The sequence below is a fragment of the Belliella filtrata genome (assembly GCF_022549775.1).
GTDB classification, from domain to species: Bacteria; Bacteroidota; Bacteroidia; order Cytophagales; family Cyclobacteriaceae; genus Belliella; species Belliella filtrata.
In genome coordinates this window covers 26,584-42,784 of sequence record NZ_JAKZGP010000023.1, presented here as the reverse complement: position 1 = coordinate 42,784, position 16,201 = coordinate 26,584, and the positions used below count along the sequence as shown (strand labels likewise).

Genomic DNA, 16,201 nt, shown 5'->3' with positions numbered 1-16,201 from the left:
TTTAGCATGAGGCAATCAACTGTTGTCTTCCAGTTTATAATCAGGCATTTGTTTTTTCCACATTTCGTGGTATACTCCTTTGTCTTCCATCAGTTGTTCATGGGCTCCTGATTCAATCAGTTGACCTTGATCCATCACAAGAATCTGATCAGCACCTACCACAGATGATAACCTGTGAGCGATCATTATGACTGTTTTTCCTTGATCTTTGAGGTTGTGAAGGGTCCTAAGGGTGAATGCTTCGGATTCAGAGTCCAAGGCTGAAGTAGCTTCATCAAAGATCAAAATGCTTGGGTCTTTATACAATGCTCTAGCAATAGCGAGTCGCTGGCGCTGACCACCAGATAGACTAACACCATTTTCACCTATATATGTTTTGAAGCCTTGTGGTAAAGCTTCAATAAATGTCAAAATTCCTAAATCTTGACAGATGCTAAGCACCCGGTCCATGTCTGGATTGAAATCCCCTACAGCAATATTTTCGACTATATTTCCTGCGAAAAGGTGAATTTGCTGTGGTACTACTCCGATTACCTTTTTGAGTGAACCACTGTGGATGTAATCGAGGTTTTGTTTGCCAATGTACACCCTTCCGGAAGTGATAGGGTATACCTTTTGGATGATAGATGTTAGGGTAGATTTTCCAGATCCTGATTGACCAATGATGGCTGTGAACTTACCAGTTTCTATTTCAAGGTCGAGCCCATTGAATACCTGATTTCTAGATCCATAGCTGAATACTACATCTTTGAAAGTGATATTGCCTATTTGGCTTTCATCCAATTGAACTTTGCCCTCATTATCGTCAGTCTCAATATCCATAATCTCAAATAGCCTGTCAGCAGCAATCAAAGAGTCCTGGATGGTCTTGTTCATACTGATAAATGATGCTACGGGTCCAGTGAAATACCCCATAATGGCATAAAAAGAAAGTAATTCACCAGCTGTCAGTTCATTCTGCAATACAAATGAAGTTCCCATCCAAAGTAAGGCAACGGTGAAGATTGATGTCACAAGTCCACTCAAGTTACCAATCCAAATGGAGTTGGACCCTGACTCATAGATCGATTTTAACAAGTTGATAAACCTACCTTCTGTCTTGATATTGGTATAATCTTCCACCCCAAAGCGCTTGATAGTACTAACAGCATTGAGTGACTCTACCAGTTGCGCTTCCAAGTCTGCGGAATTCTCCATGAGTTCTCTCTGTGTTTTCTTATTGATCTTGTTTGAGAAAATGTAAATAACAATGTACAAAGGGATGACCACTAGCATCAATAGCGCCAGCTTCCAATAGAAGATAAACATCAATGTAAAAGAGAAAATCAATACAAAAATATTAACCACAAAACCTACGATTACATCATTGATAAAAGCCCTGATTTTTACAGCATCATTGATCCTTGAGATAATTTCTCCGGTTCGCATATTATCGAAGAATCGCTGGGGGAGATTGAGCAAATGCTTGTAATAGCCTAAGATCAGTTTGGCATCTATCTTTTGTCCAGTTTGCAGGGTTAATATCCCCTTGAAATGACCAAGGATTGCACTAAATAGAATGATGCAAATCATCAATACACCCATCAAGTTCAGCAAGTTCCCATTATCATTGGGGATGACATTATCGATGATTTTTTGAATGTACAGTGAAGTTGCAAGTCCCAATATTACAGCGAACACTGAACCTATTAGAATTTGTGTGAATATAAATGTGTATGGCTTGAGTAAAAACCAAAACCTTTTGGATACGCTGTATTTTTCATTTTTTTCCTCAAAACTTTCACCAGGCTCAAGGAGCAGAACCACATTAGTCCAAATCGTGAAAAAGCTCTCTACGCTCACTGTTTGTATCTTGCCATGAGCAGGATCCATCATAGTGACTTCTTTTTCTGTTGTTTTGAGTATGACTACATAGTGGTGCAATCTGCCTCTGACAACTACGTGAGCAATGCAAGGTCCAGGCAATTCTGCAATCTGATCATCATTCACCTTTACACCTTTGGCATCAAAACCAAGCTGTTTGGCCGCTTCGATCATACCAAGGAGGTTAGTGCCCTTTTGATCTGTGTAGGCGATTTGCCTGATTTTGGCTATTGGAACCTCTAGTTTGTAATAAGCTGATACTGCAGCTAAACAAGCAGCTCCACAATCCGTCAAATCGTGCTGTTGGATTTCAGTTCTTTTGAAATCTCTATTTTTAAAACTATTGAATAGGAACATAGGCTTACTTGCTGGCTAAATTTGGATTGACCCAATCATCTACTTTATCAAAAAACAAGTTGACGATTCTCCTTCTTGTAAAACTAAATCTTGCTTGTACAGTCATGCCTTTTAGTAGCTGACCAGTATAACCATTTTTCAACTTCATCTCTTCCTTGGGAAGCTCGCACCTGATTTTGAAATATGGCTTTCCGTCAGGTTGGATGAATACATCATTGGAAATGGACTCAATTTTTCCATCTAAAAATCCCCACTCGTTGTAGTTGAAAGCATCTACCTGAAATTTGACAGGGGTATTTGGATTGATAAAACCAATATCCTTTGGTTCGACATAGACTTCCGCTATCAATGCGCCATCGGGTGTGATTTCAGCTAAGGTTTCGCCTGCCGCTACACTTGCCCCTGGATACAACTGCCTGATATCTTGAATGAATCCATCAATCGGTGATTCTACGGTGTAGAATTTGATCTCCTCATCTATCTGCGCATTTTTTGATTGAAGGTCTTGAAGCAAGAGTCTGATTTGATTTAAATTGGCTTGCCAGTATGCCGCTTGCTGAGAGTATGAAGCAAGTACGGTGTTTTTGGCACTCTCGTAGGCTTGTTTATACCTGTCAAACTCTGCTTCTGCTATAGCGCCAGACTCATAAAGGGATTCGGATCGTTTGAACTCTTTTTTTGATAGCTCAAATTGCTCCTTGATATCATTTAGCTTCTGAAAAAAGAAGTTTGCTTCCTGCTGGAAGTTTGGATTAGATAGCCTGGGAATATTTTCCCAGTCGTATTTATTAGTTTTGGAGATCAGAAAACTCAAATCATTCATTTGAGACTGATACTCAGCAACAAGTTTTTTAGTGTTTCCGGACTGTTCATCCAAAATATTGGTTTTTACTGAGAAGATTTTTTGTCCCTTTTTTATCCGAGAGTTTTCTGAGACAAATACAGAATCTATGTTACCTGTTACAATTGACCGTAATTGATTTCTGTTTTCTATTGATTTGATCATTCCGACACCTTGGACATTGACATCAACTTTGATAATGAATATGCCAATGAATATGGAAATCAATAGTACAAGAACTACCTGATACAAGATAATGGATTTTGAATCATACCTTTTGAAGTAGTAGCTTGTAGTACCCTCAAGTATTTCTGGAGGAAATATGTCGTTGTGGTTCTTTTTCATAGGTTTAAAAATTTTAGCTAGCGGTATTCACTGCTAGCTATGGGTGAATGGGTGATTACTTGCTGCTTGTACTTCCAAACATACCGATGTCGCTTAGGTTCAGTCCTAAGTTTAAAGATGATTGCTCACCGTCTCTTGAAGTAGAAGATAAGCTGAGGTTGATACCTACATTTCCAATAAGCGAAGATTGTGAAGAAGAAGATCCACGGCTATTTAGTCCCAAAAGGCCACCTAATAATCCTCCATTTACTGATTTCAATTCTTCTGAAGTTAATTCTTGGAATTTCATGATGATTAGATTTAGTTGGTTTTTCCTACTCTATTTCAGGTTTTCGGATCGCCCTGTTAGTTTGTGGTTAATGGGATTTACGAAGTTGATTGCCTGATTGGATTACAGTCCATAAAAATGAGCGGGCATAAACATATCGATTATGATTTCTTGTGACAATAATCGTTTGTTTTTGAGTGGATTTTGACTCAAATGTTTTACTTTAGCTTACTGATTCCCAATTTCATTACCCAGTTTCATCACCCACCCGCACATGTTCTTGCTTCCTATAATGGTAATCTGTTCGTTTACATTTTATCAACAAACCCTAAATCTCAAGGAACCAGAGATTTCTAATATTCAAAAATCGCCTAAGACCGTAGCAGAGATTGATGCACTTCATGACCATGCTTTTGAGATAAGAGGAAGCTATCCAGATTCATTATATATCTATGCAAATGTCAACTTAAAGACAAGTCAAGATTTGAATTATCCAAATGGTATTGCAAAGAGTTATACACATCTAGGTGTTTATCATTATCAGAAATCGATTCACGGAAAGGCGATTGAGTATTACCTCAAAGCCAAAGAGATCTTTGATCGTGAAAAACTATTAAGCTCTTCGGCAAGTACCAGCAACAATATTGGATTGGTTTATTATAGAGAGAGGGATTATCAACTAGCACTCAAGTACCACCAAGAAGCTATTGATATTGCCAAAGACTTGGGTGATAATGTCCAAATGGCTAATTATAAATTGAACAAAGCATTGGCTATCAATATGATAAATTCATTCGAGGAAGCGCTTCCAATTTTTTATGATGCTATCCATGACCTAGAGCAGACCGAGGAGTACGAATATCTCTCCAATGCATATCTGAATTTAGGGAATAATTTTGGTGCTAATGGACAACTAGATTCTGTCAAAAAGTACTTTGATAAGGGACTTGAAGTAGCAGAAAAAACCTCAGATTTCGAATCACTTTCATATGCTTACACGAGTCAAATCAAATATTATGTGGTTACTGGAAACCCTCATAAAGCACTCGGGTATGCTGAAAAGTCTCTTTCTAATGCAGTTAAATCTGGTTCGATCCATAACATGTCAGATGCTTATAGGACAATCTCATCTCTTCAAGAGGATATAGGAGACATTGAAAGTGCCTTGTATAATTTTAAAATGCATCATGAATATAGAGATTCTTTGAGGAAAAATGAGCAAACATTAGAAATAGCCCGATTGGAAGGTAGCAAAATCATAGAGCGTGAAAAGGAGCTTTTTGATCTTGAATTGAGAAACAAGGAGAAAAGCAATCAGCAAAAGCTATTCATCATCCTACTCCTTGCTATTCTTATCACTACACTTGTGTTGCTGTATGTGGTCGTGTCCAAAAGCTTGAAAAGCTCAAAGAAAAGGAATCAAATTTTACTTCAGAAAAACAAGGAAGTAAAAAAGCTTGCTAAAAATTTGAAGAAAATGAATGCACATCAGCATCAAATCTTCAGTATCATAGGACATGATTTGAGTGGTCCTGTGAATTCATTGGTTACTGTGGCAGAGTTGATCAATGAAAAACAATTGAGTGAAGAGGATTTGATAGAAATCATGCCGCAATTAAGCTCTGAGATCAAAAGGGCAAAAATCACCTTAGAAAATTTGCTCCACTGGGCATTGAGCCAAAAAGAAGGAGAATCGCTCAATTTGGTAAAGTTTAGACTCGATGAGTTATTCAAAGAAGTAGTAAACTCACTTCAGTATGCTGTAGATAGAAAAGATCAGCAGATTAAGGTTCAAGTTGAAAAAGATCTTTTTCTTTTAGCTGATAGGCAAATGATTCAAATCTCCATCAGAAACTTGCTGTCAAATGCCATAAAATTCACACCTGAAGGAGGCGTTATTTCCTGTAAGGCATTTACTGAAAATAGTAAAGCCTGTATTCAGATTACAGATTCTGGTGTAGGAATGGATAGCCTTACACTTTCCAAATTACAAAACAACGATCTTATCTCTAGCTTTGGGACAAATAATGAAAGAGGAACAGGCCTTGGTTTAGCACTTTGTAGAGGTTATGTTGCAAAGAACGGAGGAGAAATGAATATTCAAAGTGAAATAGGTACTGGTACCAAAATCACATTGGTATTTTAAAATTCTTCTATTTGTGAATCAAATCAACTTGATCAGCAGTAAGTGAATTGTAAGACAAATTATTTGTCTTCTGATTAGATTTGGGAAAGCTCTTGAAATACCAGTGCTTGGATTAGTGATATGTTGATAAAGCTTTATTTTAGTGGTTGGTTGTTCTAAAAGTGCTATTTTTAACATTTAGAAATACATTAATTAGAAAATATCAATGCAAAAGAGAGTTTTGATCATCGATGAAATGCATCCTTCAATCATCCCTTTGTTAACCCAAGAAGGATTTTTGGTGGATTATAATCCGAAGATTACCAGAAGTGAGATTATGGATATGGTAGATCAATATGCAGGACTGATCATCCGGTCAAAAACTCCCATGGATAGAGAGCTTCTCGAAAAGGCAAGTTGCCTTGAATTTATAGGCAGGGCAGGAGCAGGGTTGGATCAGATAGATTTAGAATATTTAGAAGAAAGAGGTATTCAGTTATTCAATGCACCAGAAGGCAATCGTGATGCAGTAGGAGAGCATGCAATCGGTAGCTTACTGGCATTGTTCAACCATGTCACAAAGGCTGATAGTGAAGTCCGAAGGGGTATATGGGATAGAGAAGGAAATAGGGGGGAAGAGCTTTCTGGTAAGACAGTTGGAATTTTTGGTTTTGGCTTTATGGGGCAAGCATTTGCTAGGAAGCTCCAGGGTTTTGATGTCAAAATACTGGCATATGACAAATATAAAACTGGGTTTGGTAATAACTTGGTAAATGAAGCAAGTTTTGAAATGATACAAGAAGAGGCAGATGTATTGAGTATTCACGTACCGCTGACAAAAGAGACTAGGAACTATTTTACCCTTGATATATTGAGGAAATTTTCGAAGCCAATATACCTTATCAATACTGCCAGAGGAGAAGTGATCAGTTTCGATGTGCTCAACGAAGCCTTAGAAGAAGGTGTTTTAAAAGGAGCTGTTCTGGATGTCCTAGAAAATGAAAAGTTTAAGGCATTTTCTCCAAATCAAAAAGAAACCTTTATGCAACTCTCCAAAAGAGAGAATGTCTTGTTCAGTCCTCATGTAGCTGGATGGACATTTCAATCTTATGAAAAAATAAATCAAGTATTATTACACAAGATCAAGCTTGGTATTTTCAAACAAGAGTATTAAGGTTTCAGTTAAGAGCACACACGAACAGGTGCAAAGCGTAAAGCGAAAGTATGATTTGTTGAATAAAATTGCATTCTCACTTCAATCTTTATATCTTTGCATCCAACATATCGCAATAGCATAAGAGAAACGGTTTCAGTTTTGAGACCGTTCTTTTGTTTTTCATAGCCATAGATAAAAAATAAAAAGCATGGGAAAAGTACAATATTATACAGAAGAAGGACTAAAAAAATTGAAGGATGAACTTCAAGACCTTAAGACCAGAGGTCGTCAAGATATTGCCAAGCAAATTGCTGAAGCAAGAGACAAAGGTGACTTGAGTGAAAATGCAGAGTATGATGCAGCAAAAGATGCACAAGGCCTTTTGGAATTGAAAATAGCAAAACTTGAAGCTGTAGTTGGAAATGCTAGGGTAATGGATAGTGCCATGATGGATGCATCCAAAGTAGGTATCCTGTCTACCGTGAAGATCAAAAATGTCAAAAATGGCATGACCGTGACCTACACACTTGTATCTGAAGAAGAAGCAGATCTTAAAGCTGGTAAAATATCCCTAGCTTCTCCTTTTGGAAAAGGATTGAATGGAAAATCGGTGGGTGAGATTGCACAGATCAATGCGCCTGCAGGTGTGTTGGAATTTGAAGTATTGGAAATCACTTATTAATAATTTTACTTTCCCGATGGTTTACCTTCGGGATTTTTTATTTTTGAACTATGGCATCAATATTCACAAAAATCATCAACAGGGAAATACCCGCAGAGATCATCGCAGAAGATGATCAATATATCGCTTTTTTAGATATCATGCCTTTGGTCAAAGGCCATGTCCTTGTAGTACCGAAGCAGGAGGTAGATTATATTTTTAACTTAGAAGACAATGTCTTGGCAGGATTACATGTTTTTGCAAAAAAAGTAGCCAATGCTATAGACAAAACCATCAAATGCACCCGTGTAGGTGTCGCAGTCATAGGACTTGAAGTACCTCATGTACATGTTCACTTGGTACCTCTAAGAACTATGGATGATATCAATTTTACTCGTCCCAAACTGAAACTAAGTTCAGAAGAACTCAAAGAGATCGCTGATCAGATAAGGAAAGGATTTTGATTAGACGAGTGAATGTATAATGTGCCAAGAAAGTTGTGCCATATAACAAGTATGTTCAACTATAATTTTAGGTATAGACAAGAAGTGGATTTCTTTCTTGTATCTTGAGTCTTGCATCTTACTTTAGTGCCTTCGTGGCAAACAAAATATCAGAAATACCTAGTGTAGTTCAAAGTATTGAGAAAGAACAATATATTAAGTACCAATGCTGTCCTAAATAATTTTTTCTTCTTTAAGAATTTTAGGTTAGAGGCAATTGTGAAGTGATTTATTTATAATCTGGAAAAAGAATCCCCTGTGGGTTATATTTTGGGGGTTTGTCATGATCTTCAAAAGGTCTGTCCAGCCAATTTTGTAATTCAATTTTGACGAAAATATTCAGTCTGATAAATGCTACCAGGTTTGATAGATGCCATCCGTATTTTGCAGTTGCTTTCATTGCTTTTAACAATAAAATTGTAATCAAGGCAGTCCATATCTGTATCATTACTGCGTTTTTTGAAGTACCAATGAATGTCTTAATGTGGAGTAGCTGCTTAATATCTCTGAAAAATACTTCAATTTCCCACCTTGATTTATAAAGGTCTCCGATTGTCTGTGCTGCCCAATTGAAGTTGTTGGTAATGATTTCTATGGTCTGTTTGTTTTTCTCGTCCCAGACTGCCACTCTTCTGAGTTTTTTAGGGTACTTGGTCTTGGATTGTGGGTTTGTCAGTTCTATTTCTTGGTCAATTAGAACATGCTGTGCCATTTTTTCCGGCAGTTCCCGTTCGCTGATCACGGTGTAAGCCAAGTTGTCCTTATGCCTTATGACAAAGAATACCCCTTTGCTGTCCCAAACGTTTAGCATCGGAAAGTCATTGTAGTATCTGTCTGCGACGATAACCGAACCTTTTTCCAAAGGTATATTGTAAGCACCTTTATTATCCGCTACGCTTCCTTCTGTAATATTCACATAAACAGGGAGTTTCCCATCATAATCTAACAGGGTATGCATTTTGACAGCGCCCTTTTTAGTGCGGAAAGTGGCCCAGTCAAAGACAGAAAGGCATAGGCTTATGACCGTTGCATCCAAAAGATATACTGGAACCTTGATTTTAAGTTTGACACGCCTGAGTGATGCCTGCTGTCCTAAACTTCCTATAAGAGAATAATATAGGTCTTTAAAAAGATCAGCATCTCTCCGATTGTTCTGATAGCTGATACTTGACTTGGAAGGAGCCTTTGAAATCCCAAGATGGTTTAGGTTCCCCGTAGCTGAACGAAGACCATTGGATATATCTCTTACCGATGTGCTTTTTGCAAAATGACAGAAAAGCATTGATACTAGATGTGTCCAGCTATCAAAACCTTTACAACCCTTATCTGTCTGCTTATCTTTAACCAGTTTTTTGAAAATTGAACGGTCAATCTTTTTTATAATCTGAGAAAACAATGTAATATTACACATGAGAGGTCTTTGTTTTTGGTGCAAACCCAAAATACACATTTTGGGCAAAAATTCAGACCTCTCATATTTTATTTAGGACGCTATTGATTAAGTACCAAGTATGTTCAATCTTTAATCTTTAGTATTAACAAGAAGGAGGGGTGTCTTGCATCTTACTTTTAGTGTCTTCGTGACATCTTTCTTGATTTCAAGATTTTTTAGCTTCCTTTAGGCTTTTATTTTAAATTGATCTAAATAAAATTGCTATATACCGAATAACTTATCATTTTTGTGTTTCAGAATAATGTTTCGATAAAAAGGACAGGTATATGAGTTTAAGCGCATCAAACATGCCCGCAGATATAGCGCATAAGATTATCAAATTGGATGATTCAAATATTCAGATCAATATGATGGAAATGGGGCTTGGAATTGGAAAGACGATTGTCCGTTGCCACAAGGCACCTTTTGGAGGAGCAATAGCATTTGAGATTGAAGGAAATATGGTTTGCATGAGGCCTTCCGAAGCGTTTTTGGTGAAAGTGGAGGAAATTGCATGTGATTTCAAATCAGAAATCGATTTTTGATTTCCTGATACCACAACCTAAAAAGTCTCCCCAAAACGCTGAAAGGCAAAAGACATGAACGATACAATAAAAAGTAAGAAGGATATATTTAGCATTGCCTTAATAGGGAATCCAAATGTTGGTAAGTCGAGTATTTTTAATCAGTTGACTGGTTTAAATCAAAAAATCGGCAATTATCCAGGGCTTACGGTAGACAAGGCAACAGGCTTTTTGAAGGATTCTCAAAGAAAGTACGAGTTGGTGGATTTGCCAGGGACTTACAGTCTTTATCCCAAGTCTGAAGATGAATTGATTGCTTATAAAATACTTACGGGGAAGCAAAAATCAGTTGATGCTGTGATTGTAGTGCTTGATGCATGCAATTTGGAAAGGAGCCTACTTCTTGGAACACAAATTATGGATTTTGGACTTCCAGTAGCCTTTGTTTTAAATATGAAGGATTTGGCTGAGAAGCAAGGATTGGTAATCAAGACACATGAATTGTACAAAAGTCTTGGTGTACCTCTGGCACTTACTGATGCACGAAAAGTCGAAGGACTTGAGGCTGTAAAGACTTTGATGAAGGATGAAAGGTTTGCAATCACAAGCCCATTTATAGAAGTGCAAGAGGTTGTGTCTGTTGAGGTGTTGGATAAGGTCAGAGCTAAGTTTGATCTTGTTTCTGATTACCAAGCATTTCAAATGTTGGTGTTTTTTGAACAAGATAGGGGGTTGATTACCGAAGACAAGGAATGGCTGCGATCGCTCTGTAAAGCAAGTGGTCTAGATACATCTAAAGCACAATTGGAGGAAGCTAATTTGAGAATTGCTAAGATTCAAAAGCTTGTGAATAAGACCATAGTGAAGCAAAAAGAAAAGACCAATTCTTTTTCAAGGAAGTTGGATGGCTTTTTACTTCATCCTATATTCGGTTATGTCTTCTTTCTAGCTATCTTATTATTGATTTTCCAAGCCATATTTGCTTGGGCGGAGATGCCCATGGATTGGATAGACGAGGGATTTGCACTAGCTTCTGGATGGATATCTTCATCACTCCCAGAGGGAGTTTTTACAGATTTCTTGGCCGAAGGTTTAGTTCCAGGTATAGGTGGTATTGTGATTTTTATACCGCAGATAGCTTTGTTATTTGGCTTTTTGGCCTTTTTGGAAGATACGGGTTATTTGTCAAGAGTTGTATTCTTGATGGACAGGTTTATGAAACCTTTGGGCTTGCATGGCAAAAGTGTAGTTCCTTTGATCTCTGGACTAGCATGTGCCATTCCAGCGGTGATGGCTTCACGAACGATAAGTAATAATAAGGAAAGACTGATTACAATTCTGGTAGCACCTTGGATGAGTTGTTCTGCCAGATTGCCGATTTACATAATTATAATAGGTATTGTTATACCTGATCAAGCTATTTTTGGAATCAATGCACAAGCCTTAGCACTGTTGGGAATGTACCTACTTGGTACTTTTGCCACATTGGCAGGGGCATTTGTACTGAACTTGCTCTTCAAACAAAATCAGGCTAGTTTTCTACTTGCAGAGATGCCCATATACAGGTGGCCAAGGTGGAAAGCGGTTGGATTGACAATGTTTTCTAAATCAAAAGTTTTTGTACTAGAAGCTGGTAAAGTAATCTTAATGATCTCAATCGTCTTGTGGGTGCTGTCAAGCTATGGGCCTTCGAGTAGGATGGATCCATTGGACGATGAAGAAGAAGCATTGATGACAACAGCACAGTCAGAAGAAGAGCAAGAGGAAATTGCAGAGCTATTTGCATCCAAGAGATTGGAGGCTTCTTACATGGGGATTATGGGAAAGGCAATCGAGCCGGTCATAGCACCCTTGGGGTATGATTGGAAAATTGGGATCGCATTAATCACATCATTTGCAGCACGAGAGGTTTTCGTGGGTACGATCGCTACGATATATAGTATAGGAGGTGATGTTGAAAATGAGCTGACGATTAGAGAAAAATTGGCAAGTGAGACTAGACCTGATTCGGGTGAAAAAGTTTTCAATTTGGCTACTGGACTATCATTGATGGTTTTCTATGCATTTGCCATGCAGTGTATGAGTACTTTGGCAGTAGTGAAGCGGGAGACCAAAAGTTGGAAATGGCCCGTGATTCAGACCGTCGCCATGACGGCAATTGCCTATTTGGCAGCATTGATCACTTATCAGACTTTGGTATAGTTATGTGGCAAGAATTGATTGTCTTTGGATTGTTTGTTTCCGTGATAGGCTATGTGGGTTATGCGACATTTCTCAAAAAAAAGAAGAATAAAAACGGATGTGGCTGTGATGGTTGCGGGTGATGAGTTTCTTTTGAGTTATGGGTATTGATGATTTTATCAGTAGCTAGATGAAGTGGCAAAGTAGAATTTTGATATCATGTAAATCACTTCGCCAATTTGGAAGCAAAGATTTTGATTTGGAGGTGTTTAATTTGTTTTAATATACATTTAGCAAATAATCTGTCGATAAGTATGGCATATCCCACTACCCTCTCTATTTGAGAGTAGTGGGATTTTAATTGATATAGAGTTTGAATTAATTTTTTTCAAAAATCTGATTAATAATGATTTAATACCTCGAGGATGTTATTTTAATCAAAGTTGAAGACATTCTTTTTGTTTGATTTCCCTATAAATGCAATCATGGTCACAGAAAATCGCCCTTTGGACTCTATGTGAACATGATCATCACTGTTGAAGCTTTGACTTATGGGAAGTAGGTAGTTGGCATGAAGCATCATCTTGCTAAACTGAACCTGTACTCCTGCTTGGGCAAAGGTCGCTGATCCGCCACTGTTGACTTGATAGAATCCTTCAAAGGTGTGTGTACCAGCTGATTCATGGTATATCCCAAGCATTGGAATAGGAAGCACTTTTTCAGCTTTTGGTTTATAGAAGATACTGCCTTGGACATTGTATTGATTACCAAATCGGTAATCAATAGCATTGGCTGTATTGATCTTGTACACTCCTTCTATGTTGAGTCCCCAGCGGTTTTTCATCGTGGTGTAATTCCCCATAGTGATGAAATCCCAAGACCCACTACCTAGCTGAAAGTTTGGGTTGATCAACTGGGTTGTTTGAGAGAATTCAAAATCTGCCAAAGGTGCTTTGATACCACCGCCAACCCATAAGTTGTGAAGCCAAGACTCCATAGGGTTTCCTTTTTGATCTAATACCTTATAATTCAGCATTATAATAGGGTCGCCAAGACCTCTCAAGGTTTCATCTTCATGACTTCCTACCATATCATTATACAAGTATGGAAGCACAATATTGAGCTGAAGTCGCTCTCTGATTGCTATTCTTCCCATGATATCTAATCTTTGGTATCGATCATTAGAGTATTCGAACTGTCCAGCATGCATCATCTCTGCGTAGAAATGAGCTTGTGAATATTTGATACCTATGAAGTGTGCTTCGTTTTGAGGAATAATCCCAAAATTGAACCCACCTAAAGCACAGCCGCAAGCTTCACAAGCATGTGTTTCGATACTTGAAATCAATAAGAAGATGCCCAGGAGGATGTATTTTGCTTTATCTATCATTAGAATTGAAGAATATAGGATTTGAAAGGAAATTATTGTCTGTCAAAGACTTGAGAAAAGCAATGATTTTGGTCTTTTCATCTTCTGAAAGCTGGATCATTGGCTTCCCATCTTTGAAAATAAGCGGATCTATGTTCTCCTGATCTTGTACACCTTGCGTGTAGTGATTGAGTACTTGCAGTAAGCCTTCAAACCTTGCATTGTGCATGTATGGGCTAGTCACTTCAATGTTTCTCAAGGATGGCACTTTGAATTTTGCCCTATCCTCAGAGACTTCAGTGATAGTCTCTCTTCCCAGATCGCTGATTTGTCTTTGTACTCCATTATTTCTGTAGCTCAGGTCAGTGAAAAGAGGTTCTCTATGACAGCTTTCGCAATGCTGCCGAAAGAGTACTAGGCCTTCGAGCTCTACTGACGAAAGGGCTTGCTGATCTCCCAAGATATACTGATCATACCTAGAATCTGCGGATACCATCATAAGCATAAACTGACTCAGAGCATGCAATACATAAGGGCCAGTAACTTCTTCTATGCCAAAGGCTTCCCTGAATAATGCCTTGTAAGCATCATTTCTTTGGATTCTACCTACTACATCTTCGAAGCTGATATCCATTTCTATCTCAGACTCAAAGGCAAGAATAGGAGCGAAGTCCAAATGTGTGACCCCTCCATCCCAGAAGAACTCTTTATGGAAAGCTAAGTTGAAGAGTGGAGGAGCATTTCTCACTCCCTGCCTATCTTCTACTCCGAAGCTGAATGGATGAAGCCAAGTGTCTGCAAATGCATGACTTTGAACATGACAAGAGGAGCAAGCGATAGACCCATCTCTGGATAAAGACGGGTCAAAGAATAGCATCTTGCCAAGGTTGAACCCCTTTTCATTGACTTCATTGTTTCGAAAGGTGTAAGTTGGTTCTGGGAAATGTGCAGGTTTCTCGAATTGAAAGATAGAGACCATAGGCTTTTCAGATCCTTGATCACAGCCCATCCAAACCACCAAAATGGCTACCAAACTTGGCCAAACCACTTTGTTATGCAATGATTTCATGCTAAATATAAGCTTACTGATGGGTATGATCGACTATAAATGCATCTGCAAGTTTTGGCGCAAATGCTTTACCAGCTGCTGGAGAGTGGATATTGTTTTCAGTAGATAGGTCAGTATCTCCGATCACTTTGAGCAAATCCATCATAATATGCGGAGATGGTCTAAGCGTATTGCTTACTGTCACTGTAGCGTCAAATGGAAGTGAAACAGCTACATTGTTGTCAAAGAAACGCTGAGGAGTCTCATCTCCTGAAGGAATATTCTTCCAGCCTCCGATGTGGATTTGAACCCTATTCTCATCTCTTAGAGAAGCATCAGAATGACCCTCTATGATGTAATTGATAAAACCTGAATTCCAATTCCAAAACCAGCCACCTGCTGCTCTGTCCAGAATTCCACCTACTGCTCCTTCTTGTATTCCGTCTTCTTTTACACCTAGATTGAAAGTTATTTTGTTATACTGTCCATGAGGAATTCCCTTCAAATGAATGTTGTAAGTTTCTGAATTACCTTGAACGACCTGATAGTAGCCTTTTATTTGATTGGCATCAGCTGCGGCGTTCATTTCGTCGATGAAGACCTCTCCATTTGGGCCTTCTAACTTGATATGGCTGATGTAGTATCCAAATCTGGTTAAGTTGAATTTCTGTCCAGAGTTATTGGAGTACCTGTAATTGGTACTACCTACTTCATCTATGACCATGGTTTGATTGCCCACATAATTGTCAAATTTGACAATCATTTCACCTGAATCTTCAAGTGTTGGATTTTCATTTTCTTGACAAGAAAAGGTTGCAATTGATAGCATTGCAAATGCTAGAATTGTTAAAGTTTGCCTAATAAATTGCATAATTTTATATTTTATCAGAAGACAAGTAATTGACCTCTGTATGCTTTACATTTTGTTATTTGAAATTTTTAAACACCATGCACTGTTAGAGAACCTTTTAATAATAGGTCCTTCAGTCTGGACAAAATGAAATCTTACTGTGACCTTTTACAGTCAGAGATTTCTTTTGTACACCAATACCAGTATGGTGAAGATGTGAGAAAATGGATAGGAGATCAGCTTTTGGGAGGCTTATCTAGGTCTGGTATATCTGTATGATATGGTTTTTGTAGAAAAAAATCTTGTACAATGATGTAAGGCTCAAAGATGAGATTTACGGAATTGAATGTGTTTTCTGAAATTGTAAATATATGAAAATCAGCACGTACTTCTATCAAGTCTGCGTCTTGGTTCTGGCTAGCATGATCAAGTTGCTTGTTCAAATAGCACTGACCATTACATTCAGACATGATGATATCTTTATTTTCACAGAACATTTCAGCTATAATGGATCTGTTCAATTGAAAATTGATGCAAATGACCGAATAGACCATGCTATTCAGCACAATCAGCCAAGACATAAATATAATGCAAAGTACTCGAAGCATGTGCTTAAGCATCCGTCAGCATGAGTTGACGGTTTTTTACTTTTTAATGATTAGAAATAATTTAAGCCTC

The 16,201-nt window shown here is 38.0% G+C and carries 16 protein-coding genes; 9 read left to right on the top strand and 7 right to left on the bottom strand.

Going from position 1 to position 16,201, the window contains the following annotated elements:
- Positions 1 to 15 precede the first annotated feature (15 nt).
- From MM239_RS10435 to MM239_RS10425, 3 genes are read right to left on the bottom strand one after another with little or no spacing between them, the layout of a single operon-like run.
- Positions 16 to 2,220 (bottom strand): peptidase domain-containing ABC transporter, encoded by a 2,205-nt coding sequence (locus MM239_RS10435; RefSeq protein WP_241348165.1) that lies wholly within the window; start codon positions 2,218 to 2,220, stop codon positions 16 to 18.
- A gap of 4 nt (positions 2,221 to 2,224) precedes the next feature.
- Complete coding sequence (locus MM239_RS10430; RefSeq protein ID WP_241348163.1) at positions 2,225 to 3,406, bottom strand: HlyD family secretion protein; 1,182 nt, start codon at positions 3,404 to 3,406, stop codon at positions 2,225 to 2,227.
- Positions 3,407 to 3,461: 55 nt separating this feature from the next.
- Complete coding sequence (locus tag MM239_RS10425) at positions 3,462 to 3,695, bottom strand: bacteriocin (protein WP_241348161.1); 234 nt, start codon at positions 3,693 to 3,695, stop codon at positions 3,462 to 3,464.
- A 259-nt stretch (positions 3,696 to 3,954) separates the two neighbouring features.
- Here MM239_RS10425 and MM239_RS10420 point away from each other — a divergent pair, with 259 nt between their 5' ends.
- The 4 genes from MM239_RS10420 (at position 3,955) to MM239_RS10405 (ending at position 8,080) form a co-directional block, all read left to right on the top strand.
- A complete protein-coding gene (locus tag MM239_RS10420) occupies positions 3,955 to 5,820 on the top strand; it encodes a tetratricopeptide repeat-containing sensor histidine kinase (RefSeq protein WP_241348158.1) in 1,866 nt (621 codons plus the stop codon).
- A 205-nt stretch (positions 5,821 to 6,025) separates the two neighbouring features.
- On the top strand, positions 6,026 to 6,973 hold the full coding sequence (locus tag MM239_RS10415) for an NAD(P)-dependent oxidoreductase (protein ID WP_241348156.1): 948 nt from the start codon (positions 6,026 to 6,028) through the stop codon (positions 6,971 to 6,973).
- A gap of 190 nt (positions 6,974 to 7,163) precedes the next feature.
- Positions 7,164 to 7,637, top strand: a complete 474-nt coding sequence (gene greA / locus MM239_RS10410; RefSeq protein WP_241292667.1) for a transcription elongation factor GreA — start codon at positions 7,164 to 7,166, stop codon at positions 7,635 to 7,637.
- Positions 7,638 to 7,687: 50 nt separating this feature from the next.
- Positions 7,688 to 8,080, top strand: coding sequence for an HIT family protein (locus tag MM239_RS10405; RefSeq protein ID WP_241348155.1), 393 nt, complete (start codon positions 7,688 to 7,690; stop codon positions 8,078 to 8,080).
- A gap of 268 nt (positions 8,081 to 8,348) precedes the next feature.
- Here the strand turns inward: MM239_RS10405 and MM239_RS10400 are convergent, their stop codons facing one another.
- Positions 8,349 to 9,530, bottom strand: a complete 1,182-nt coding sequence (locus tag MM239_RS10400) for an IS4 family transposase (RefSeq protein ID WP_394801502.1) — start codon at positions 9,528 to 9,530, stop codon at positions 8,349 to 8,351.
- Between the two features lie 308 nt (positions 9,531 to 9,838).
- Between MM239_RS10400 and MM239_RS10395 the strand changes: the two genes are divergently transcribed.
- The 3 genes from MM239_RS10395 to MM239_RS21195 are packed head-to-tail and all read left to right on the top strand — an operon-like array spanning position 9,839 to position 12,399.
- Positions 9,839 to 10,096, top strand: coding sequence for a FeoA family protein (locus MM239_RS10395; protein WP_241348151.1), 258 nt, complete (start codon positions 9,839 to 9,841; stop codon positions 10,094 to 10,096).
- A gap of 54 nt (positions 10,097 to 10,150) precedes the next feature.
- Positions 10,151 to 12,277: a ferrous iron transport protein B gene (feoB, locus tag MM239_RS10390; protein ID WP_241348148.1), complete on the top strand. Its 2,127-nt coding sequence runs from the start codon at positions 10,151 to 10,153 to the stop codon at positions 12,275 to 12,277.
- On the top strand, positions 12,199 to 12,399 hold the full coding sequence (locus MM239_RS21195; RefSeq protein ID WP_394801501.1) for a FeoB-associated Cys-rich membrane protein: 201 nt from the start codon (positions 12,199 to 12,201) through the stop codon (positions 12,397 to 12,399). The genes feoB and MM239_RS21195 overlap by 79 nt, the downstream gene beginning before the upstream one ends.
- A gap of 290 nt (positions 12,400 to 12,689) precedes the next feature.
- Here MM239_RS21195 and MM239_RS10385 read toward each other — a convergent pair whose 3' ends face one another.
- From MM239_RS10385 to MM239_RS10375, 3 genes are read right to left on the bottom strand one after another with little or no spacing between them, the layout of a single operon-like run.
- Positions 12,690 to 13,646, bottom strand: coding sequence for a hypothetical protein (locus MM239_RS10385; RefSeq protein WP_241348147.1), 957 nt, complete (start codon positions 13,644 to 13,646; stop codon positions 12,690 to 12,692).
- Positions 13,636 to 14,694 carry a cytochrome-c peroxidase gene (locus MM239_RS10380; RefSeq protein ID WP_241348144.1) on the bottom strand — a complete coding sequence of 353 codons (1,059 nt, stop codon included), beginning with the start codon at positions 14,692 to 14,694 and terminating at the stop codon, positions 13,636 to 13,638. The genes MM239_RS10385 and MM239_RS10380 overlap by 11 nt, the downstream gene beginning before the upstream one ends.
- 13 nt (positions 14,695 to 14,707) lie before the next feature.
- A complete protein-coding gene (locus tag MM239_RS10375) occupies positions 14,708 to 15,502 on the bottom strand; it encodes an MbnP family protein (RefSeq protein ID WP_241348143.1) in 795 nt (264 codons plus the stop codon).
- 168 nt (positions 15,503 to 15,670) lie between these two features.
- Between MM239_RS10375 and MM239_RS20995 the strand changes: the two genes are divergently transcribed.
- Both MM239_RS20995 and MM239_RS10370 read left to right on the top strand, forming a co-directional pair.
- The gene (locus MM239_RS20995; RefSeq protein WP_262918612.1) at positions 15,671 to 15,802 is read left to right on the top strand and encodes a hypothetical protein; all 132 of its coding nucleotides are present in this window, start codon (positions 15,671 to 15,673) and stop codon (positions 15,800 to 15,802) included.
- Positions 15,803 to 15,894: 92 nt separating this feature from the next.
- Positions 15,895 to 16,155, top strand: coding sequence for a hypothetical protein (locus tag MM239_RS10370; protein ID WP_241348140.1), 261 nt, complete (start codon positions 15,895 to 15,897; stop codon positions 16,153 to 16,155).
- The last annotated feature ends 46 nt before the right edge of the window (positions 16,156 to 16,201 follow it).